Origin of the sequence: Merdibacter massiliensis (assembly GCF_900155395.1) — a bacterium.
GTDB lineage: Bacteria > Bacillota_I > Bacilli_A > Erysipelotrichales > Erysipelotrichaceae > Merdibacter > Merdibacter massiliensis.
This window is the reverse complement of the sequence record NZ_LT699727.1, coordinates 63,021-79,241: the sequence shown is the minus strand read 5'-3', so window position 1 is coordinate 79,241 and position 16,221 is coordinate 63,021. Positions and strand designations below refer to the sequence as shown.

At 41.1% G+C, this 16,221-nt stretch carries 14 protein-coding genes; all 14 read left to right on the top strand.

What is annotated here, in order from left to right; translation table 11 throughout:
• Nucleotides 1–20: 20 nt before the first annotated feature.
• A complete protein-coding gene (locus BQ9859_RS08325) occupies nt 21–866 on the top strand; it encodes a radical SAM/SPASM domain-containing protein (protein ID WP_075877743.1) in 846 nt (281 codons plus the stop codon).
• 66 nt (nt 867–932) lie between these two features.
• Nucleotides 933–1,907, top strand: a complete 975-nt coding sequence (locus BQ9859_RS08320) for an exonuclease domain-containing protein (RefSeq protein ID WP_075877742.1) — start codon at nt 933–935, stop codon at nt 1,905–1,907.
• 179 nt (nt 1,908–2,086) lie between these two features.
• Entirely contained in the window at nt 2,087–2,971 is an 885-nt protein-coding gene (locus BQ9859_RS08315; protein ID WP_075877741.1) for an aspartate carbamoyltransferase catalytic subunit, read from the top strand.
• An 11-nt stretch (nt 2,972–2,982) separates the two neighbouring features.
• Nucleotides 2,983–4,257, top strand: a complete 1,275-nt coding sequence (locus BQ9859_RS08310) for a dihydroorotase (protein ID WP_075877740.1) — start codon at nt 2,983–2,985, stop codon at nt 4,255–4,257.
• On the top strand, nt 4,254–5,333 hold the full coding sequence (locus BQ9859_RS08305; RefSeq protein ID WP_075877739.1) for a carbamoyl phosphate synthase small subunit: 1,080 nt from the start codon (nt 4,254–4,256) through the stop codon (nt 5,331–5,333). Before BQ9859_RS08310 ends, BQ9859_RS08305 begins: the two co-directional genes overlap by 4 nt.
• On the top strand, nt 5,330–8,536 hold the full coding sequence (carB, locus tag BQ9859_RS08300; protein ID WP_075877738.1) for a carbamoyl-phosphate synthase large subunit: 3,207 nt from the start codon (nt 5,330–5,332) through the stop codon (nt 8,534–8,536). The genes BQ9859_RS08305 and carB overlap by 4 nt, the downstream gene beginning before the upstream one ends.
• A gap of 1 nt (nt 8,537) precedes the next feature.
• Nucleotides 8,538–9,290 carry a dihydroorotate dehydrogenase electron transfer subunit gene (locus tag BQ9859_RS08295; RefSeq protein ID WP_075877737.1) on the top strand — a complete coding sequence of 251 codons (753 nt, stop codon included), beginning with the start codon at nt 8,538–8,540 and terminating at the stop codon, nt 9,288–9,290.
• Nucleotides 9,281–10,189, top strand: a complete 909-nt coding sequence (locus BQ9859_RS08290; protein ID WP_075877736.1) for a dihydroorotate dehydrogenase — start codon at nt 9,281–9,283, stop codon at nt 10,187–10,189. Before BQ9859_RS08295 ends, BQ9859_RS08290 begins: the two co-directional genes overlap by 10 nt.
• Nucleotides 10,189–10,890, top strand: coding sequence for an orotidine-5'-phosphate decarboxylase (gene pyrF / locus BQ9859_RS08285; RefSeq protein WP_075877735.1), 702 nt, complete (start codon nt 10,189–10,191; stop codon nt 10,888–10,890). Before BQ9859_RS08290 ends, pyrF begins: the two co-directional genes overlap by 1 nt.
• 261 nt (nt 10,891–11,151) lie before the next feature.
• Complete coding sequence (locus BQ9859_RS08280) at nt 11,152–11,979, top strand: PRD domain-containing protein (RefSeq protein WP_075877734.1); 828 nt, start codon at nt 11,152–11,154, stop codon at nt 11,977–11,979.
• Nucleotides 11,980–12,045: 66 nt separating this feature from the next.
• The gene (locus BQ9859_RS08275; RefSeq protein WP_075877733.1) at nt 12,046–13,428 is read left to right on the top strand and encodes a PTS transporter subunit EIIC; all 1,383 of its coding nucleotides are present in this window, start codon (nt 12,046–12,048) and stop codon (nt 13,426–13,428) included.
• On the top strand, nt 13,425–14,855 hold the full coding sequence (locus BQ9859_RS08270; RefSeq protein WP_075877732.1) for a glycoside hydrolase family 1 protein: 1,431 nt from the start codon (nt 13,425–13,427) through the stop codon (nt 14,853–14,855). The genes BQ9859_RS08275 and BQ9859_RS08270 overlap by 4 nt, the downstream gene beginning before the upstream one ends.
• A gap of 10 nt (nt 14,856–14,865) precedes the next feature.
• Nucleotides 14,866–15,357 (top strand): PTS sugar transporter subunit IIA, encoded by a 492-nt coding sequence (locus BQ9859_RS08265; protein WP_075877731.1) that lies wholly within the window; start codon nt 14,866–14,868, stop codon nt 15,355–15,357.
• Nucleotides 15,358–15,494: 137 nt separating this feature from the next.
• A complete protein-coding gene (gene pyrE / locus BQ9859_RS08260; protein WP_075877730.1) occupies nt 15,495–16,172 on the top strand; it encodes an orotate phosphoribosyltransferase in 678 nt (225 codons plus the stop codon).
• Nucleotides 16,173–16,221: the final 49 nt, after the last annotated feature.

Here is a 16,221-nt window from a genome sequence, read left to right as displayed (position 1 = left end):
AAGATGAATCCGGTGATCATATGAAACTGAAACGCGTTTATGTAGAAATATGCAATACGTGTAACTTATCTTGTTCTTTTTGTACCTCTCGTCCTGCAATAGCCAGAAAACTGAATGTCGAGCAGCTGCAGCAGATTTTTTCACAGGTACGGCATTATTCGCAGTATGTTTATCTGCATGTGTTGGGAGAACCCTTGATGCATCCGGATATCGAAACGATCTTATCACTTTGCAAAGAGGCAGGTCTGTATGTACAATTGACGACAAATGGAACTTTATTGAAAGAAAAACTACCGGTATTGTTGCGATATCCCCCTCGTCAGATCAATATTTCGGTTCATTCCTATTGGGAACAGCCTGATTCGCTGGCAAAAAACTATTTAGATGATATTTTATCCTGTGGAGATCAACTTTCGCAAAGCAGTTATATATCCTATCGATTATGGCAGGTCAAAGGGGCGGATGAAGAAGATCTTCATACAAAAGAACTGCTACAGACTATTTGCAAACATTACGCAGTTGCAATGCCGCCAAAATGGAAAGACAGCCTCCCATTGGCAAACAACCGTTTTTTGAGCTTTGACCGTCCTTTTGTTTGGCCCTCTTTGCAGCATCCTGTCATCTCTGTTACAGGACGATGCAAAGGATTATTGGAAATGGTAGCTATTTTAAGCGATGGCAGTGTCGTTCCATGTTGTCTGGATGCGCAGGGAAGCGAGTGTTTAGGAAATATCTTTGAAGAAACATTAGAAGAAATATTGGAAAAACCGCATACTGTTCAATTGCGGGAAGCTTTCAGACAAGGAAAGATCAGCTCCCCTTTGTGTCAGCGATGCAGTTATCGTACGCGTTTTGATAAAAAATAACTTTTTGACAGGAGTAGGCAGAAGCCTACTTTTCTGTTATCATAGAAGCGTTTGAAGGATGATGTTATGATACATGTATATATCGATGATGAATTTGACGCTGTGCGCATGCATGGAAAATATATGCAGCAAGTCATTGCAATTGGTGCTTGGATGTGTGATGACCATTTTCATCGCATCAGTTCTTTTTATGCTTTTGTCCGCCCTGCAGGTTTTCGCTGTCTTTCTCCGCATGTACGTCGAATGACCCATTTAAGAGATGAAGATATTCGCAGCGCGCAGAAGTTTCCTGCTGTTGCTGACCAATTTCAACAATGGATCAAACAACAAGCACAAAATGAGGAAGTGTCTATTTACAGTTTCGGGCCTGATGATGGGCGTACGCTTTCTGACAATGCGGCTTTCTATCACCATGAAAGTGAAGCGGTGTTCAAACAGGTGATTGATTTGCAGACCTTGTTGTCCTCTCGTGTAACTTGGCAGGGAAAAGTATTTCAAAAAACACATTCATTAGAATCATTAAAGCATATTTATCAGGTAAAAGGAGAGGTAAATCACAATGCATTAAGCGATGCCTTGGATCTTTACCATATTCATCAGGCGTATCGAGAAGAAACAGCGCTGGATCAACAATACATCGAAGAACTCTATCGATCCATGCATCAAAGACAGATAGAAGGTGCGATCAAACGGCGCAAGCATCAATTGCAAAGATGCAAGGAACGTATGGAAGATAAAATGGGAAAGGTCCTGTATCTCTCAAACACGGCTTTAACAAAATGGACGCCTTTTTATGATGCTATGATCCATTTAGGCACACAGCTGCATTTCAGCGCCCTTCGTTCGCTTAGACAACAAAAAAGTCCGTTACAGGTACGTGCCTATTTGTTGTGTAATAATCAATATGTAAGCTGTTGGTTCTCTTTTATCTATTTTGACCATGAGGTTCGATATCAAATATTGTGCAGTTACCATAATGTGGAAGCTTTACATCAATTTTTGAATCAATGGTTCTTTGCAGAGGTGAAACCAAAAGCATGAATTTTTATCTGTATTACTTGTAATATTTTAACGTTATGTTAAAATAGGAGTAGAAAAAAGGTCCTTTAACATAATCCAGAGAGGTTATGAAGGCGAAATCCGATCCCTTATCAAGCAAGGTCCTTTTTTGTGCAGAAAAAGTGGCCTTTTTTCGTAAATAGGTTATAGGAGGATATAGTATGAACCAAAATAGTCTGTTACGGATCCGCGATTTATCGAAAGATGAACTCATGGGCATTTTAAAGGATGCACAGCTTTTTGGCGTTTCTAAAAAAGATTGGCAATTACCACAGAAAAAGTTGATTGCTAATCTTTTTTTTGAGCCAAGCACACGCACCCATTTTTCCTTTGCTTCTGCAGAACATCAACTTGGATGCATGGTCGAAAACTTCAGCGCCCAGGGCAGCAGCGTAGAAAAAGGCGAAAGCCTGTATGATACGGTCAAGACATTTGAAAGCATAGGTTATGAAGCTGTGGTCATTCGTCATCCAAAAGATGAATATTTTACTGAATTAAACGATATTTCAATTCCAATTTTAAATGCCGGTGACGGGGCAGGAAATCATCCTACACAGTGCTTGCTGGATCTATTGACGATCTATCAGGAATTTGGAACATTTAAAGATATTCGTATGGCCATTATCGGCGATATCTCGCATTCACGAGTTGCTTCCAGCAACAAGGAAGCAATGGAAATGCTGGGAGGAACCTGCGTTTTCAGCGGACCGAAAGAATGGCAGAGAGAAGGATATCCATACATGGATATCGATGAAGCCATTGAAACAGCAGATGTTGTGATGATGCTTCGAATTCAGCATGAACGCCATGCATCGATGATGCAGATGAGCAAAGAAGAATATTTACAGAAATTTGGTTTAACAATAGAAAGAGCAGCGAAAATGAAACCACATGCGATCATCATGCATCCTGCACCTGTCAATCGCAATGTTGAAATCGATACATCTTTGGTAGAGGCGCCAAACAGCCGCATCTTCAAACAGATGAGCAACGGAGTGCTGGTGCGCAAAGCGGTGGTCAAACGGGCATTTGGAGCACAATTTTAAGGAGAATGGTTATGAAACTTCTAAAAAATGTCAAACTATTAGAGAATGAGCAGCTGGTTGACAAAGAAATTTTATTCGATGACCAGCAAATTTTGAAAATAGATGATCATATTGATGCAGAAGAGGCGCAGATCATAGACGGAAAAGGGTATACACTTTTACCTGGATTGATCGATGTACATGTCCATCTGCGGGAGCCGGGATATGAGTATAAAGAGACCATCGATACGGGAACGATGGCGGCAGCAGCCGGTGGTTTTACAACGATCATGGCAATGCCGAATGTCATTCCGTATCCGGACAATGTAGAGACGATGAAACAATATATGGATAAGATCCAGCACGATGCACACGTTCATGTCATTCCTTACGCAACGATTACCCGTCAGGAAGCCGGAAAAGAAGTTGTGGACATGGAAGCTTTCACAAAGATGGACATTCATGCATTCAGCGATGATGGGGTCGGCGTCCAAAACGATGACATCATGCGGGAGGCAATGAAAAAAAGTCATGATCTGCACACCATGATCGTTGCCCATACCGAAGATATGCAATACCGCAAAGAAGGCGCTTGTGTGCATGCTGGAAGTGAAGCTTATGACCGCCATTGGATCGGGATTCCAAGTGAATGCGAATGGAAACAGCTGGAACGTGATCTGCAGCTAGTAGAAGAGACAGGCGCACACTATCATTGCTGTCATGTTTCTGCAAAAGAAAGCGTACAGTTGCTGGAAGAGTATAAAAAGAAGGGCTGCGATGTCAGCGGAGAAGTTACTGCGCATCATCTGCTTTTGAATGAACATGATGTGGTTGGCCCCAATTGGAAGATGAATCCGCCATTAAGAGGAGAAAAGGATCGTCAGGCATTGATCAATGGATTGAAAAGCGGGGCATTGACACTGATTGCCAATGATCATGCACCGCATAGCCAAGAAGAAAAACAGCGGCCGATGGATAAAGCACCGTTTGGCATCGTTTCTTTGGAAACGGCTTTCCCATTGTTATACAGCCGACTGGTCTGCGCAGGGGAGATCACGTTATCTCAACTTGTTTACTGGATGAGCGAAGCGCCAGCCAAACGCTTTGGCATGCAAAAGAAAGGTGTTTTGCAAGAAGGATATGCAAGCGATATGATCCTGGTGGATCTAGATGAAGAATATATTATTAATCGAGATCGTTTTTATTCCAAAGGAAAGAATACGCCATTTCACGGCTGGCGTGTAAAAGGCCGTATCAAGAAAACGATCGTAGATGGAACGATCATATATGAGGAGGATAAAGAATGAAGCGTTTACTGATTTTGGAAGATGGCAGCGTCTATGAAGGTGAAGGCTTTGGAGCCAACCAATATCGCATGGGAGAATTGGTCTTCAATACAGGTATGAGCGGTTATCAGGAAGTGCTCAGCGATCTGTCTTATTGCGGTCAGATCGTAATGATGACGTATCCAATGATTGGCAATTATGGAATCAATTGCGATGATTTTGAAAGCTTGGCTCCTGCAGTTTTTGGATTTGTTGTCAGAGAATGCTGCAAAGAACCAAGCAATTTCCGCTGTGACTATACATTGGATGAATTTTTAAAGCAAAAAGGAATTCCGGGAATCGAAGGTGTGGATACACGTGCGATAACACGAAAGATCCGTACAAGCGGTACGATGAAAGCAATCATGGCAGATGAAGGTGCGGATGTTGAACAAATCGTAGCGATTTTACGAAAGAGCGAACTGATGCATGATCAGGTTGCACAGGTTTCAACAAAGAATGCTTTCCCGATTCCAAACCGCGGAAAACGTGTCGTTTTGATGGATTTTGGAGCGAAAAACGGAATCATTCGTGAACTTTCCCGTCGAAATTGTGATCTGACGGTCGTACCTTATGATACAGATGCACAGACGATTTTAGCCATGAAACCAGATGGCGTGATGTTGAGCAATGGTCCTGGAGATCCTAAAGATATGACAGTTGCAATCGAGACCATCCGTCAATTGATGGGTCATGTTGTCATCTTTGGTATTTGCTTGGGACATCAGCTGATTTCTTTGGCAAGCGGTGCAAATACGGTAAAATTGAAATTTGGACATCGCGGATGCAATCATCCGGTCGTCAATTTAGAAACTGGAAAAGTAGAGATGACTTCGCAAAACCACGGTTTTGCCGTAGAGGCAAGTTCCTTGGAAGGAACAGATCTGGTAATGACGCATCAAGCGCTGAATGATAAGAGCGTAGAAGGTGTACGTCATACAAAATATCCGATTTTCAGCGTACAATATCATCCGGAGGCTTCTCCCGGACCGGAAGACAGCAATTACCTATTTGATCAGTTTATGGAGCTGATGGAGAAGGAGGCAGAAAAAAGATGACAAAACGTACAGATATACATAAGATTTTAGTGATTGGTTCTGGACCAATCGTCATTGGACAAGCCGCAGAGTTCGATTATGCAGGCAGCCAGGCTTGTCAGTCTTTACGCGAAGAAGGTTATGAGGTCGTGCTGATCAACTCCAATCCAGCAACGATCATGACGGATACAGCAATTGCCGACCGTGTTTATATTGAACCTTTGACACTGGATTTTGCCAGCCGCATCATTTATAAAGAACGTCCAGATGCTGTGCTTGGTTCATTAGGTGGTCAAACAGGATTAAATCTGGTTGTAGAATTGGCAAACTCAGGTATTCTAGAAGAATATGGTGTTGAGATTTTGGGTACTGATTTAAAAGCCATCAACAAAGCAGAAGATCGTGAATTGTTCCGCGATTTGATGAATGAGATCCATGAACCGGTACCGGAAAGCGACATCGTCCATACAGTTGAAGAAGCAGTGCATTTTGCAAATTCGATCGGGTATCCTGTAGTTGTGCGCCCTGCTTACACATTAGGCGGAACCGGCGGTGGATTTGCAGATAATGAGGAAGAACTCCGCGATATCGCAGCCAATGGATTGAAGATCTCTCCTGTACATCAGTGTTTGATCGAACGCAGCATTGCCGGTTTTAAAGAAATTGAGTATGAGGTCATGCGTGATGCCAATGACAACGCCATCGTTGTCTGCAACATGGAAAATATTGATCCGGTGGGAATTCATACCGGCGACTCAATGGTCGTTGCGCCAGTGCAGACGTTGAGCGATCGTGAGCATCAGATGCTGCGTAATGCAAGCTTAAAGATCATCCGTGCATTAAAAATCTGCGGCGGATGTAATGTACAGCTGGCTTTAGATCCAAATTCATTCAAATATTATGTCATTGAGGTGAATCCGCGTGTATCGCGTTCTTCAGCCCTGGCATCGAAAGCAACTGGTTATCCAATTGCTAAATTGGCTGCAAAAATTGCAGTTGGCATGACATTGGATGAAATCATCAATCCGATCACGAAAACAAGCTATGCATGTTTTGAACCTGCATTAGACTATATCGTAACAAAACTGGCCCGTTTCCCATTTGATAAGTTTCCAAGTGCAGATCGCCGTTTAGGAACGCAGATGAAAGCAACCGGTGAAGTCATGTCGATCGGCCGCAACTTTGAAGAAAGTTTCTTAAAAGCCGTACGTTCTTTGGAAATGAAGTGCGATCATATTGAAAATAAGGAAATCGCAGCTCTGAGTGATGAAGAATTATGGGAACGTGTAGCAATCAAAGATGATCTGCGTATGTTCACTATTTCTGAATTGTTAAGAAGAGGTGCTGACAAAGCACGTATCCATGAAATTACGATGATCGATAACTTCTTCTTAGACAAATTCCAAAATATTCTGACATTGGAAAAACAGATGATGGAACATCCAAAAGATCCAAACGTGTTATATGCGATCAAACGCAATGGTTTTGCAGATTCTTATATCGCCCGTCAATGGAATATGAGCGAACGGGAAGTGTATGATCTGCGTAAAGAAAATGGAATCATACCGGTCTACAAGATGGTAGATACTTGTGCAGCGGAATTTGAAAGTGCAACACCATATTATTATTCAACATATGAACAGGAAAACGAATCAAAACGCAGTGACAATAAAAAAGTAATCGTACTGGGCAGCGGTCCTATCCGGATCGGACAGGGTGTCGAGTTTGATTACGCAACTGTTCATTGTGTCAAAACACTGCGTGAAGCAGGTTATGAAGCAATTGTCATCAACAATAACCCGGAAACAGTATCTACTGATTTCTCTATCTCTGATAAATTGTATTTTGAACCATTGACGATTGAAGATGTCATGCATGTCGTAGATCTGGAACAGCCTTTAGGTGTCATCGTACAATTTGGCGGACAGACAGCAATCAACCTGGCTGATAAATTAGTCGATCGCGGCGTGAAGATCTTAGGTACGAGCTTAGAGGACATTGACCGTGCAGAAGACCGCCATGAATTTGAAGAGATGCTGCATCAGCTGGATATTCCGCAGCCAAAAGGAGAAACGGCAATTGAAGTAGAAGAAGCTGTCAAAATTGCCAACCGCATCGGTTATCCGGTATTGGTACGCCCTTCTTATGTATTGGGTGGACGTGCGATGGAAATCGTGCAGAATGATGATGACTTGCGTGTATACATGGCAACCGCAGTAAAAGAAATTTCACATGATGCGCCGATCTTGGTCGATAAATACATTGTCGGTAAAGAATGTGAGATCGATGCGATCGCTGACGGTGAACATGTCTTTATTCCAGGCATCATGGAACATATTGAACGTGCGGGCGTCCATTCTGGTGACTCTTTCTCTGTTTATCCGGCACCGACGCTTTCGCAAAAGATCAAAGATACGATCGTTGATTATGCAATCCGTATTGGAAAAGGATTCCACTTTATCGGATTATACAATATTCAGTTTATCGTCGATAAAGATGATAATGTATATGTGCTGGAGGTCAATCCAAGAAGTTCCCGTACAGTACCGTTCTTGAGCAAGATCACCAGTGTGCCAATGTCACATATTGCTACTTTATGCGTATTAGGGCATTCATTGAAAGAACAGGGTTATCCATTGGATTGTGTAAAAGAAGAAGAAGACCGTGTCTTTGTAAAAGCACCGGTATTCTCATTTGCTAAATTGCGCAGCGTTGATACGACCTTAGGTCCGGAAATGAAATCAACAGGAGAAGCACTTGGCGGCGATGTCACTTTAGAAAAAGCATTGCATAAGGCATTGATCGCAAGCGGCGTCAAAGTGCCTATGCAGGGAAATGTCCTGATCACAGTAGCAGATCAAGACAAAGAAGAAGCGTATCATATTGCAAAACGTTTCTTTGATTGCGGATATGGCATTTATGCGACAAGCGGTACGGCTAGTTATTTAAGAGAAAAAGGCATTTATGTGCATGATGCAATTAAGATCAGTGAAAATCCAGACAAGAATATATTAAATTTGATCCGTATGGGACGTATTAATTATGTGATCAATACGATGGAAGGTACACATAAGACCACATCCAATGATGGATTCTTGATTCGCCGCGTTTCAGCAGAAAACAGCATCAGCTGCTTTACCTCTTTAGATACTGCCTATGCAATCCTGCGTGTAGTCGAATCCATGAGCTATACGACCATCAGCATGAATGAATTGGAGCATTGATATGGAACCAGAAGTAGCTTGTATTTTAGAAAATGAACAGATCGCGAGCGATACATATCGCATGATCTTAAGAGCAAAAATGGCAGCACAGATGCAGCCGGGCCAATTTGTGAATATTGCCATTGATACATTCTTTTTGCGCCGTCCGATTTCTATCTGTGAAGTGATGGATTCACAACATTTTGTCATTATTTACAAAGTGGTCGGAGATGGGACAAAGCGTTTAAGCCAGTTGTCTGCCCAAGACACATTGAATGTCTTTGGTCCTTTAGGACATGGCTATCCTGTTACAGAGGAAAAGAAAGTATTGTTGATCGGAGGGGGAGTAGGCGTTCCTCCTCTCTATGAACTGGCAAAACGATATCGTGCCAAAAATGCAAAGGTCGCAGTTGTGCTGGGCTTTAATGATCAGGATTCCGTTTTTTATGAAAAAGAATTTGAAAACTTAGGCTGCCAAGTATCTATCGCGACGATGGATGGAAGTTACGGTGTAAAAGGAACCGTGATCGATGCGATCGATGCAGCCGGCATTTCGATTGACTTTGTCTGCAGCTGCGGTCCGCTGCCTATGTTAAAAGCAGTAGATGCCCGTTATCAAAGAGGATATCTCAGCTTTGAAAGCCGCATGGCCTGCGGTATTGGAGCATGCATGGCTTGTATTGCCAGAGACAAAAAGGAAGCGGATCTTTATCATCGCATTTGTAAAGAGGGACCTGTATTCCCTATTGGAAAGGTGGCATTTGAATGGATCTGAGCGTAAAATTACCTGGATTAAATTTAAAAAATCCCATCATTCCGGCAAGCGGCTGCTTTGGCTTTGGGCGAGAGTTTGCTGAATTATATGATCTAAGCCGTCTAGGCGGTATTGCCATCAAGAGCGCTACGTTGCATAAGCGCTTGGGAAATCCAACACCACGTGTGGCTGAAACACCGATGGGAATGTTAAATGCAATCGGCTTACAAAATCCGGGCGTGGATGTCATCATGGAAAAGGAACTGCCCTGGCTGGCACAATTTGATACAGAGATCATTGCAAATGTAGCAGGTGCTACGGAAGAAGAGTATGTAGAAGTTGTACGCAAATTGAATGCATCTTCGGTTGTAAAAGCCTATGAGCTCAATATCAGCTGTCCAAATGTAAAACATGGCGGTATCGGTTTAGGTACGACACCGGAGCTGGCAGCTCATGTTACCCGTTTAGTAAAGGAAGCGGCAAGCAAACCGGTCTATGTTAAATTAAGTCCGAACGTCACTGATATTGTTTCGATTGCAAAAGCAGTAGAAGCAGCTGGTGCAGATGGATTGGTATTGATCAATACATTGATGGGTATGCGATTGGATTTACGCAGCGGCAAGCCGATCTTGGCCAATGTCACAGGCGGGTTGAGCGGACCGGCTATTAAACCAATTGCGATCCGCATGGTTTATCAAGTAGCCCAGGCCGTACAGATTCCAATCATCGGTGTTGGCGGCATTACCAGTGCGGAAGATGTTTTAGAGTTTTTGTATGCTGGAGCAAGTGCGGTAGAAGTAGGTGCACAAAACTTTGTGGATCCATATTGCTGTATTAAGATCATTGATGATCTTCCAGAAGTTTTTGAAAAATATCACATAACAAATATTGCGCAAGCAATCGGAAGGAGCTATAAATAATGAATGATAAGACGATCGTAGCACTGGATTTTTCTAATAAAGAAGATTTATTCCAGTTCTTGTCCAAATTTGAACAACCGATTTATGTAAAGATCGGAATGGAATTGACCTATGCATTTGGTTTAGACATCGTATCCGAAATTCGCAAGATGGGTCATCATATCTTTTTGGATCTAAAACTGCACGATATTCCTAATACTGTGAAACAAGCAATGAAAAATTTAGCGAAGCTGGATGTCGATATCGTAAATTTACATTGCGCCGGCGGCATTGCTATGATGAAGGCAGCTATAGAAGGTCTGGAAGAAGGTGCAGTCAATGGAAAACGTCCATTGTGTATTGGTGTGACACAGCTTACATCGACTTCTAAAGAAGCGATGAACAATGAACTGGGAATACCGGGAGAAGTCATTGATTGTGTGATCAAATATGCAAAGAATGCGAAAGAAGCAGGATTGGACGGTGTCGTTTGTTCTGTTCATGAAGCACGTGCGATCCACGAAGCTTGTGGAACAGATTTCTTAACAGTCACACCAGGCATTCGTCTGGCAGATGATTCAAAAGATGATCAAAAACGTGTTGCAACACCTGCTTATGCAAAAGAACAAGGCTGTGACCATATCGTAGTCGGACGCTCGATTACCAAAAGTGCAGATCCACTAAAAACATATCTTGCCATTGAAGCAACGATGGAAGGATAGGTACTTATTGTATTGGAATATAAAGAGAGGAATTGTTAGTAAAAGAGACAATTTTCTCTCTTTTTGTTCAAGCAAACAGATTTTTTAAATATAAGCAGAAAACGCTTGCATTTTATTGAAGGATGAAGTAGAATAATCATGGAAATCATGAATAGTGAGCGTTTAGATGATGGATTGTTACTCTTCTGAGGCATTACCTGTGTGTTTTCATAGTGTATGTGCGTTGGAAGAGCTTTTTTTGTGAAAGGAGGGAATCAGTTCATGCGTGTAATCAAGAAATTAAATAACAACGTCGCTATATGCATCGATGACAATGGACATCAATTGATTGCATTAGGAAACGGAATCGGTTTTCCCAAAATGCCATACACATTAAAAGATATGAGCAAGATAAGAAAAACTTTTTATGGTGTAAATGCAAAATATTATGGTTTGTTAAATGAAATACCAGACCGCATCTTTACGATATCTTCTGTGATAGTAGATAAAGCAAAAGAAAAGATCGAACATGAACTGAATCCAAACATCGTTTTTACCTTGGCAGATCATATTAAATTTGCATATGACCGCTATCAAAAAGGAATATTTGTACAGGCTCCATATTCTTATGATTTTCAGCAGCAATTTGAAAAAGAGATGGAAATAGGTGAATGGGCAGTCAAATATATCAATCAACAACTGAAGATTCATTTAGAGGCACAAGAGGCAATCAGCATTGCTTTGCATATAGTAAATTCACAAAATTTTAATAAAGAAGAAAGTATAGATGAATCTGATATCTTAAATAAAGTAACGCAGATCATAGAATCGCAGTTTCAGATTGATATTGATAAAAAAGGATTTAATTATTCACGTTTTGCTTCTCATATGCAGTTTCTATTACGACGGCAAAAAGATCAAATGGCAATAACGAGTGAAAATCAGTCGTTATTTTCTTCGATTCGCCAGCAGTATCCAGAAACATATGAATGTGTAGAGAAGATCGATCGTTTTCTGCAACAAAATATGGGATGGGAGTTAAGCGAAGAAGAACAATTATATTTGATCTTGCATATCAATCGTCTGCGTTCGAGAGAAAGCATACAATAAGAAGACTAGTATCATGAGAGCGTACGGCTCATGAATTAGCATAAAGAAAAGAAAGGAAAGAATACGATGGAAAAGAAATATGAGGAACTTGTCAGTAAGATTGGCGAGTATGTTGGCGGGAAAGACAATGTAGACTTTTTTACACATTGTGTTACACGTTTACGCTTTAATGTAAAGGATCAAAGTTTGGTGAAGAAAGAAGATATTGAGAAACTTTCCGGTGTCTTAGGAGTACAATGGCAAAATGGGCAGTTGCAAGTCATTATTGGGCAAGCGGTAAATGACGTTTATCAAGAAATCTGCAAGACGTATGGATTTAATGAAGGTGGAGAAGTGAGTGCAGATACACAGACCAAAGAAAAGAAAAAAGTTACTTTTGGCGGCGTGATCAATGGAATACTAAATGGTATCTCCGGCTCTTTATCTCCTTCTATTCCAGCCTTGATCGGTTGTGGTATGATTCAGGTATTGCTGATCATAGCAACATCTTTAGGCATGGATCAAACAAGCGGCACTTATTTATTGTTATATTATGTAGGACAGGCAGGTTTCTACTTCTTGCCGGTAATTGTTTGTGGAAATGCAGCTAAAAAGTTTGGCGCAAATCAAGGACTGGGGATGGTCGTTGGTGGAATGTTGATCTTCCCGGATTTTATCGCTGCAGTAGGAAATGGTTTGGATTTCTTAGGAATCCCGGTATATAATGCTTCTTACACTAGCACGATCTTTCCGGCTATCTTATGTGCATGGGTGATGGCACCTATTGAAAAATTCTTTGCAAAATACTCTCCTACGATGCTTCGTTCTATTCTAGAACCGGTATGTACTTTGCTGATCATGGTTCCACTTGCTTATTGCTTATTGGCACCTGCTGGAGCATTCTTAGGAAATTATATTTCCAACGCAGTCATTTGGTTATACAATACATTAGGATTTGTTGGGGTAGCAGTACTGGCTGCTGTTATGCCGTTCCTGATCATGACAGGTATGCATTCTGCATTTGTTCCTTATTTGTTACAGATGTTTGCAACAGTAGGTTATGAACCAATTTTCTTTACTGCTTTAGTAATCTCTAATATCGATCAAGGTATCTCTAGTTTAGCAGTCGCTTTAAAAACAAAAAACAAAACATTAAAATCTACTGCTTTGTCTTGTGCAATCACAGCAGTGATCGGTGGCGTTACAGAACCGGCGATGTATGGTGTTAACTTGCGTTATAAAAAGGCAATGGCAGGAGCAATGATCGGCAGCTGTATCGCAGGAGCATTTGCCGGTCTGGTACATGTCTATATTTATGCGTTTGCAGGTGCATCCAGTATCGTTGCATTACCTTGTTTTGTTTCACCGGAAGGTAATAATGTGATCATGATGGTCATTGCAATCCTTATTGGTATCATCGCCACATTCATTGCTACATTTATCCTATATCGTGATGAGGATGCACAATGAGAAAGAACTTCTTATGGGGAGCAGCAACTGCTGCTAATCAGGTAGAAGGCGGATTTGATGAAGGAGGAAAAGGACTGAGCTGTGCGGATATGCTTTCAAATGGAACCAAGGAACATCCTCGTCAGATCACACCGCAAACAACCGAAGAATCATTGTATTATCCAAATCGTATTGCTTCAGATTTTTATCACCATTATGAAGAAGATATCGCATTGATGGCTGAAATGGGATTAAAGTGTTATCGTATGTCCATCGCTTGGACACGTATCTTTCCCACTGGTGAAGAAACGGAGCCAAACGAAGAAGGATTAGCTTTTTATGATCGGGTATTCGATCTGTTAAAAAAGAATGGTATTGAACCAATGGTTACGATTTCACATTATGAAATGCCTATATATTTGGTCAATCATTACAATGGATGGGCATCACGCAAGGTGATCGACCTGTTTTTGAACTACTGTAAGGTATTGTTTGAACGTTTTCATACAAAGGTCACTTATTGGATGACATTTAATGAAATCAATTGCGGTACTTTGGCATTAGGCAATTATATGTCACTAGGTATCGTCAATGCAGGTACACGTTCTTTTACACAGCAAGTCGATGACAAGCAACTTCGTTATCAAGCTTTGCATCATCAGATGGTGGCCAGTGCAAAGGCAGTCCAATTAGCACATACGATCGATCCTTCTTTACAAGTAGGCTGCATGATCGCAATGATGCCGACATATCCGCTGACTTGTCATCCAAAAGATTTGTTAAAATGTCAAAAACAGTGGCAAGAGATCAATTATTACTGTACGGACGTCATGGTGCGCGGAGCATATGGCGCTTATGCAGATAAGATGTGGAAAGAGATGGATGTTCAGTTAGAAATCCTTCCAGAAGATCAACAGGATCTCATGCTGGGAAGGGTGGATTATATTGCCATCTCTTATTATCAAACCAACTGTGTTTCACATGAAGACGATCATTCTATGATTGGCGGCAATTTGTTGGCAGGGGTAGCAAATCCATATTTAAAGGCAAGCGAATGGGGCTGGCAGATCGATCCGGATGGTTTGCGTTATACCTTAAAAGAATTATATGATCGTTACCAATTGCCAATTATGATCGTAGAAAATGGATTGGGCGCATTTGATAAGCTGGAGACGGATGGTAGCGTTCATGATCCTTATCGAATTGATTATTTGCGTCAGCATATTCAGGCGATGTTGGCTGCAATCGAAGATGGTGCAGATGTAATGGGATACACGCCTTGGTCAGCAATTGATATCGTGAGCGCTTCTACAGGGGAAATGGCAAAACGTTATGGTTTTATCTATGTCGACAGCGATGATTATGGAAATGGATCCTTTATGCGTTATCGCAAAGATAGTTTCTACTGGTATAAAACAGTAATCGCGTCCAACGGCAGAGAATGTTAGAGGTAAAAATATGGGACTATTTGATAAATGGAAAAAAACGACAAATGTATATGCAGATGATGTGATTGTTGCAGTTGCGGATGGTGAAATGATCAGCCCGGAAAATATTTCAGATATGACATTTGCAAAAGAATTGATGGGGCAGACCATTGGCTTTCAAATTACAAATGGCAAGATCGTATCGCCAGCGAATGGAAAAATAGAGGTACTATTTCCAAGTAAACATGCGTTTGCTGTACGTATGAAAAATGGAACAGGCCTTCTGGTTCATATTGGTATTGATACAGTAAGTTTAAATGGAAAAGGATTTCATTCTTATGTGAAACAGGGGGATGAGGTCCATGCAAATGATCCAATCATTGAAGTGGATCTAGAAGCTGTGCACAAAGCTGGACTGGAGACAACGACCATGCTGGTGGTTACAGAACCTGTGAATAAAGAAGAACGCATTTCCTTCATTGATTATGGAAAAGTAAATCGCGGGCAAATTATTACAAAATAATTAGATCAGCAAAAAACACTTTTGTCATTTAGAAAATTCGTCTAAATGAACGAAGTGTTTTTTTAATGGAGAAGCGTTTGAATCGGTGGAATACTTATGATAATATAATAAAAGAATACTTTTTTGGAGGATACTATATGGAGAAATATAAAAGTGAATTTATCGAGTTTATGGTGGAAAGCGAAGTCTTGAAATTTGGTGACTTTACTTTAAAAAGCGGTCGTAAATCACCGTTCTTCATGAATGCAGGTGCTTATGTGAATGGTACACAGTTGCGCCGATTAGGAGAATATTATGCAAAAGCGATCCATGATCATTATGGGTTGGATTTTGATGTATTGTTTGGCCCGGCATATAAAGGAATTCCTTTGGCAGTCGCAACGACGATGGCTATCAGTGAGTTATATGGGAAAGAAATCCGTTACTGTTCCAATCGAAAAGAAGTAAAAGATCATGGGGATACAGGAATTTTGTTAGGATCAAAACTGAAGGATGGAGACCGTGTGGTGATTATTGAGGATGTCACAACATCAGGAAAATCCATCGAAGAGACATATCCGATCTTAAAAGCACAAGCTGACGTTGATATCAAGGGATTGATCGTGTCTTTAAATCGTAACGAAAAAGGAAAAAATGGTGAGAAGACAGCGTTGGAAGAAATTAAAGATCTTTATGGATTTGATACAGCTGCAATCGTAAGCATGCCGGAAGTCGTATCTTATTTATACAATTGTCCATGCAATGGGAAAGTGGTCATCAATGATGAATTAAAAGATCGAATCGATGCTTACTATGCAGAATATGGAGTAAAATAAAGCCTTTCATCGGAAGGGCTTTTTATAAATAAAAAGAAATGAGGGAAAA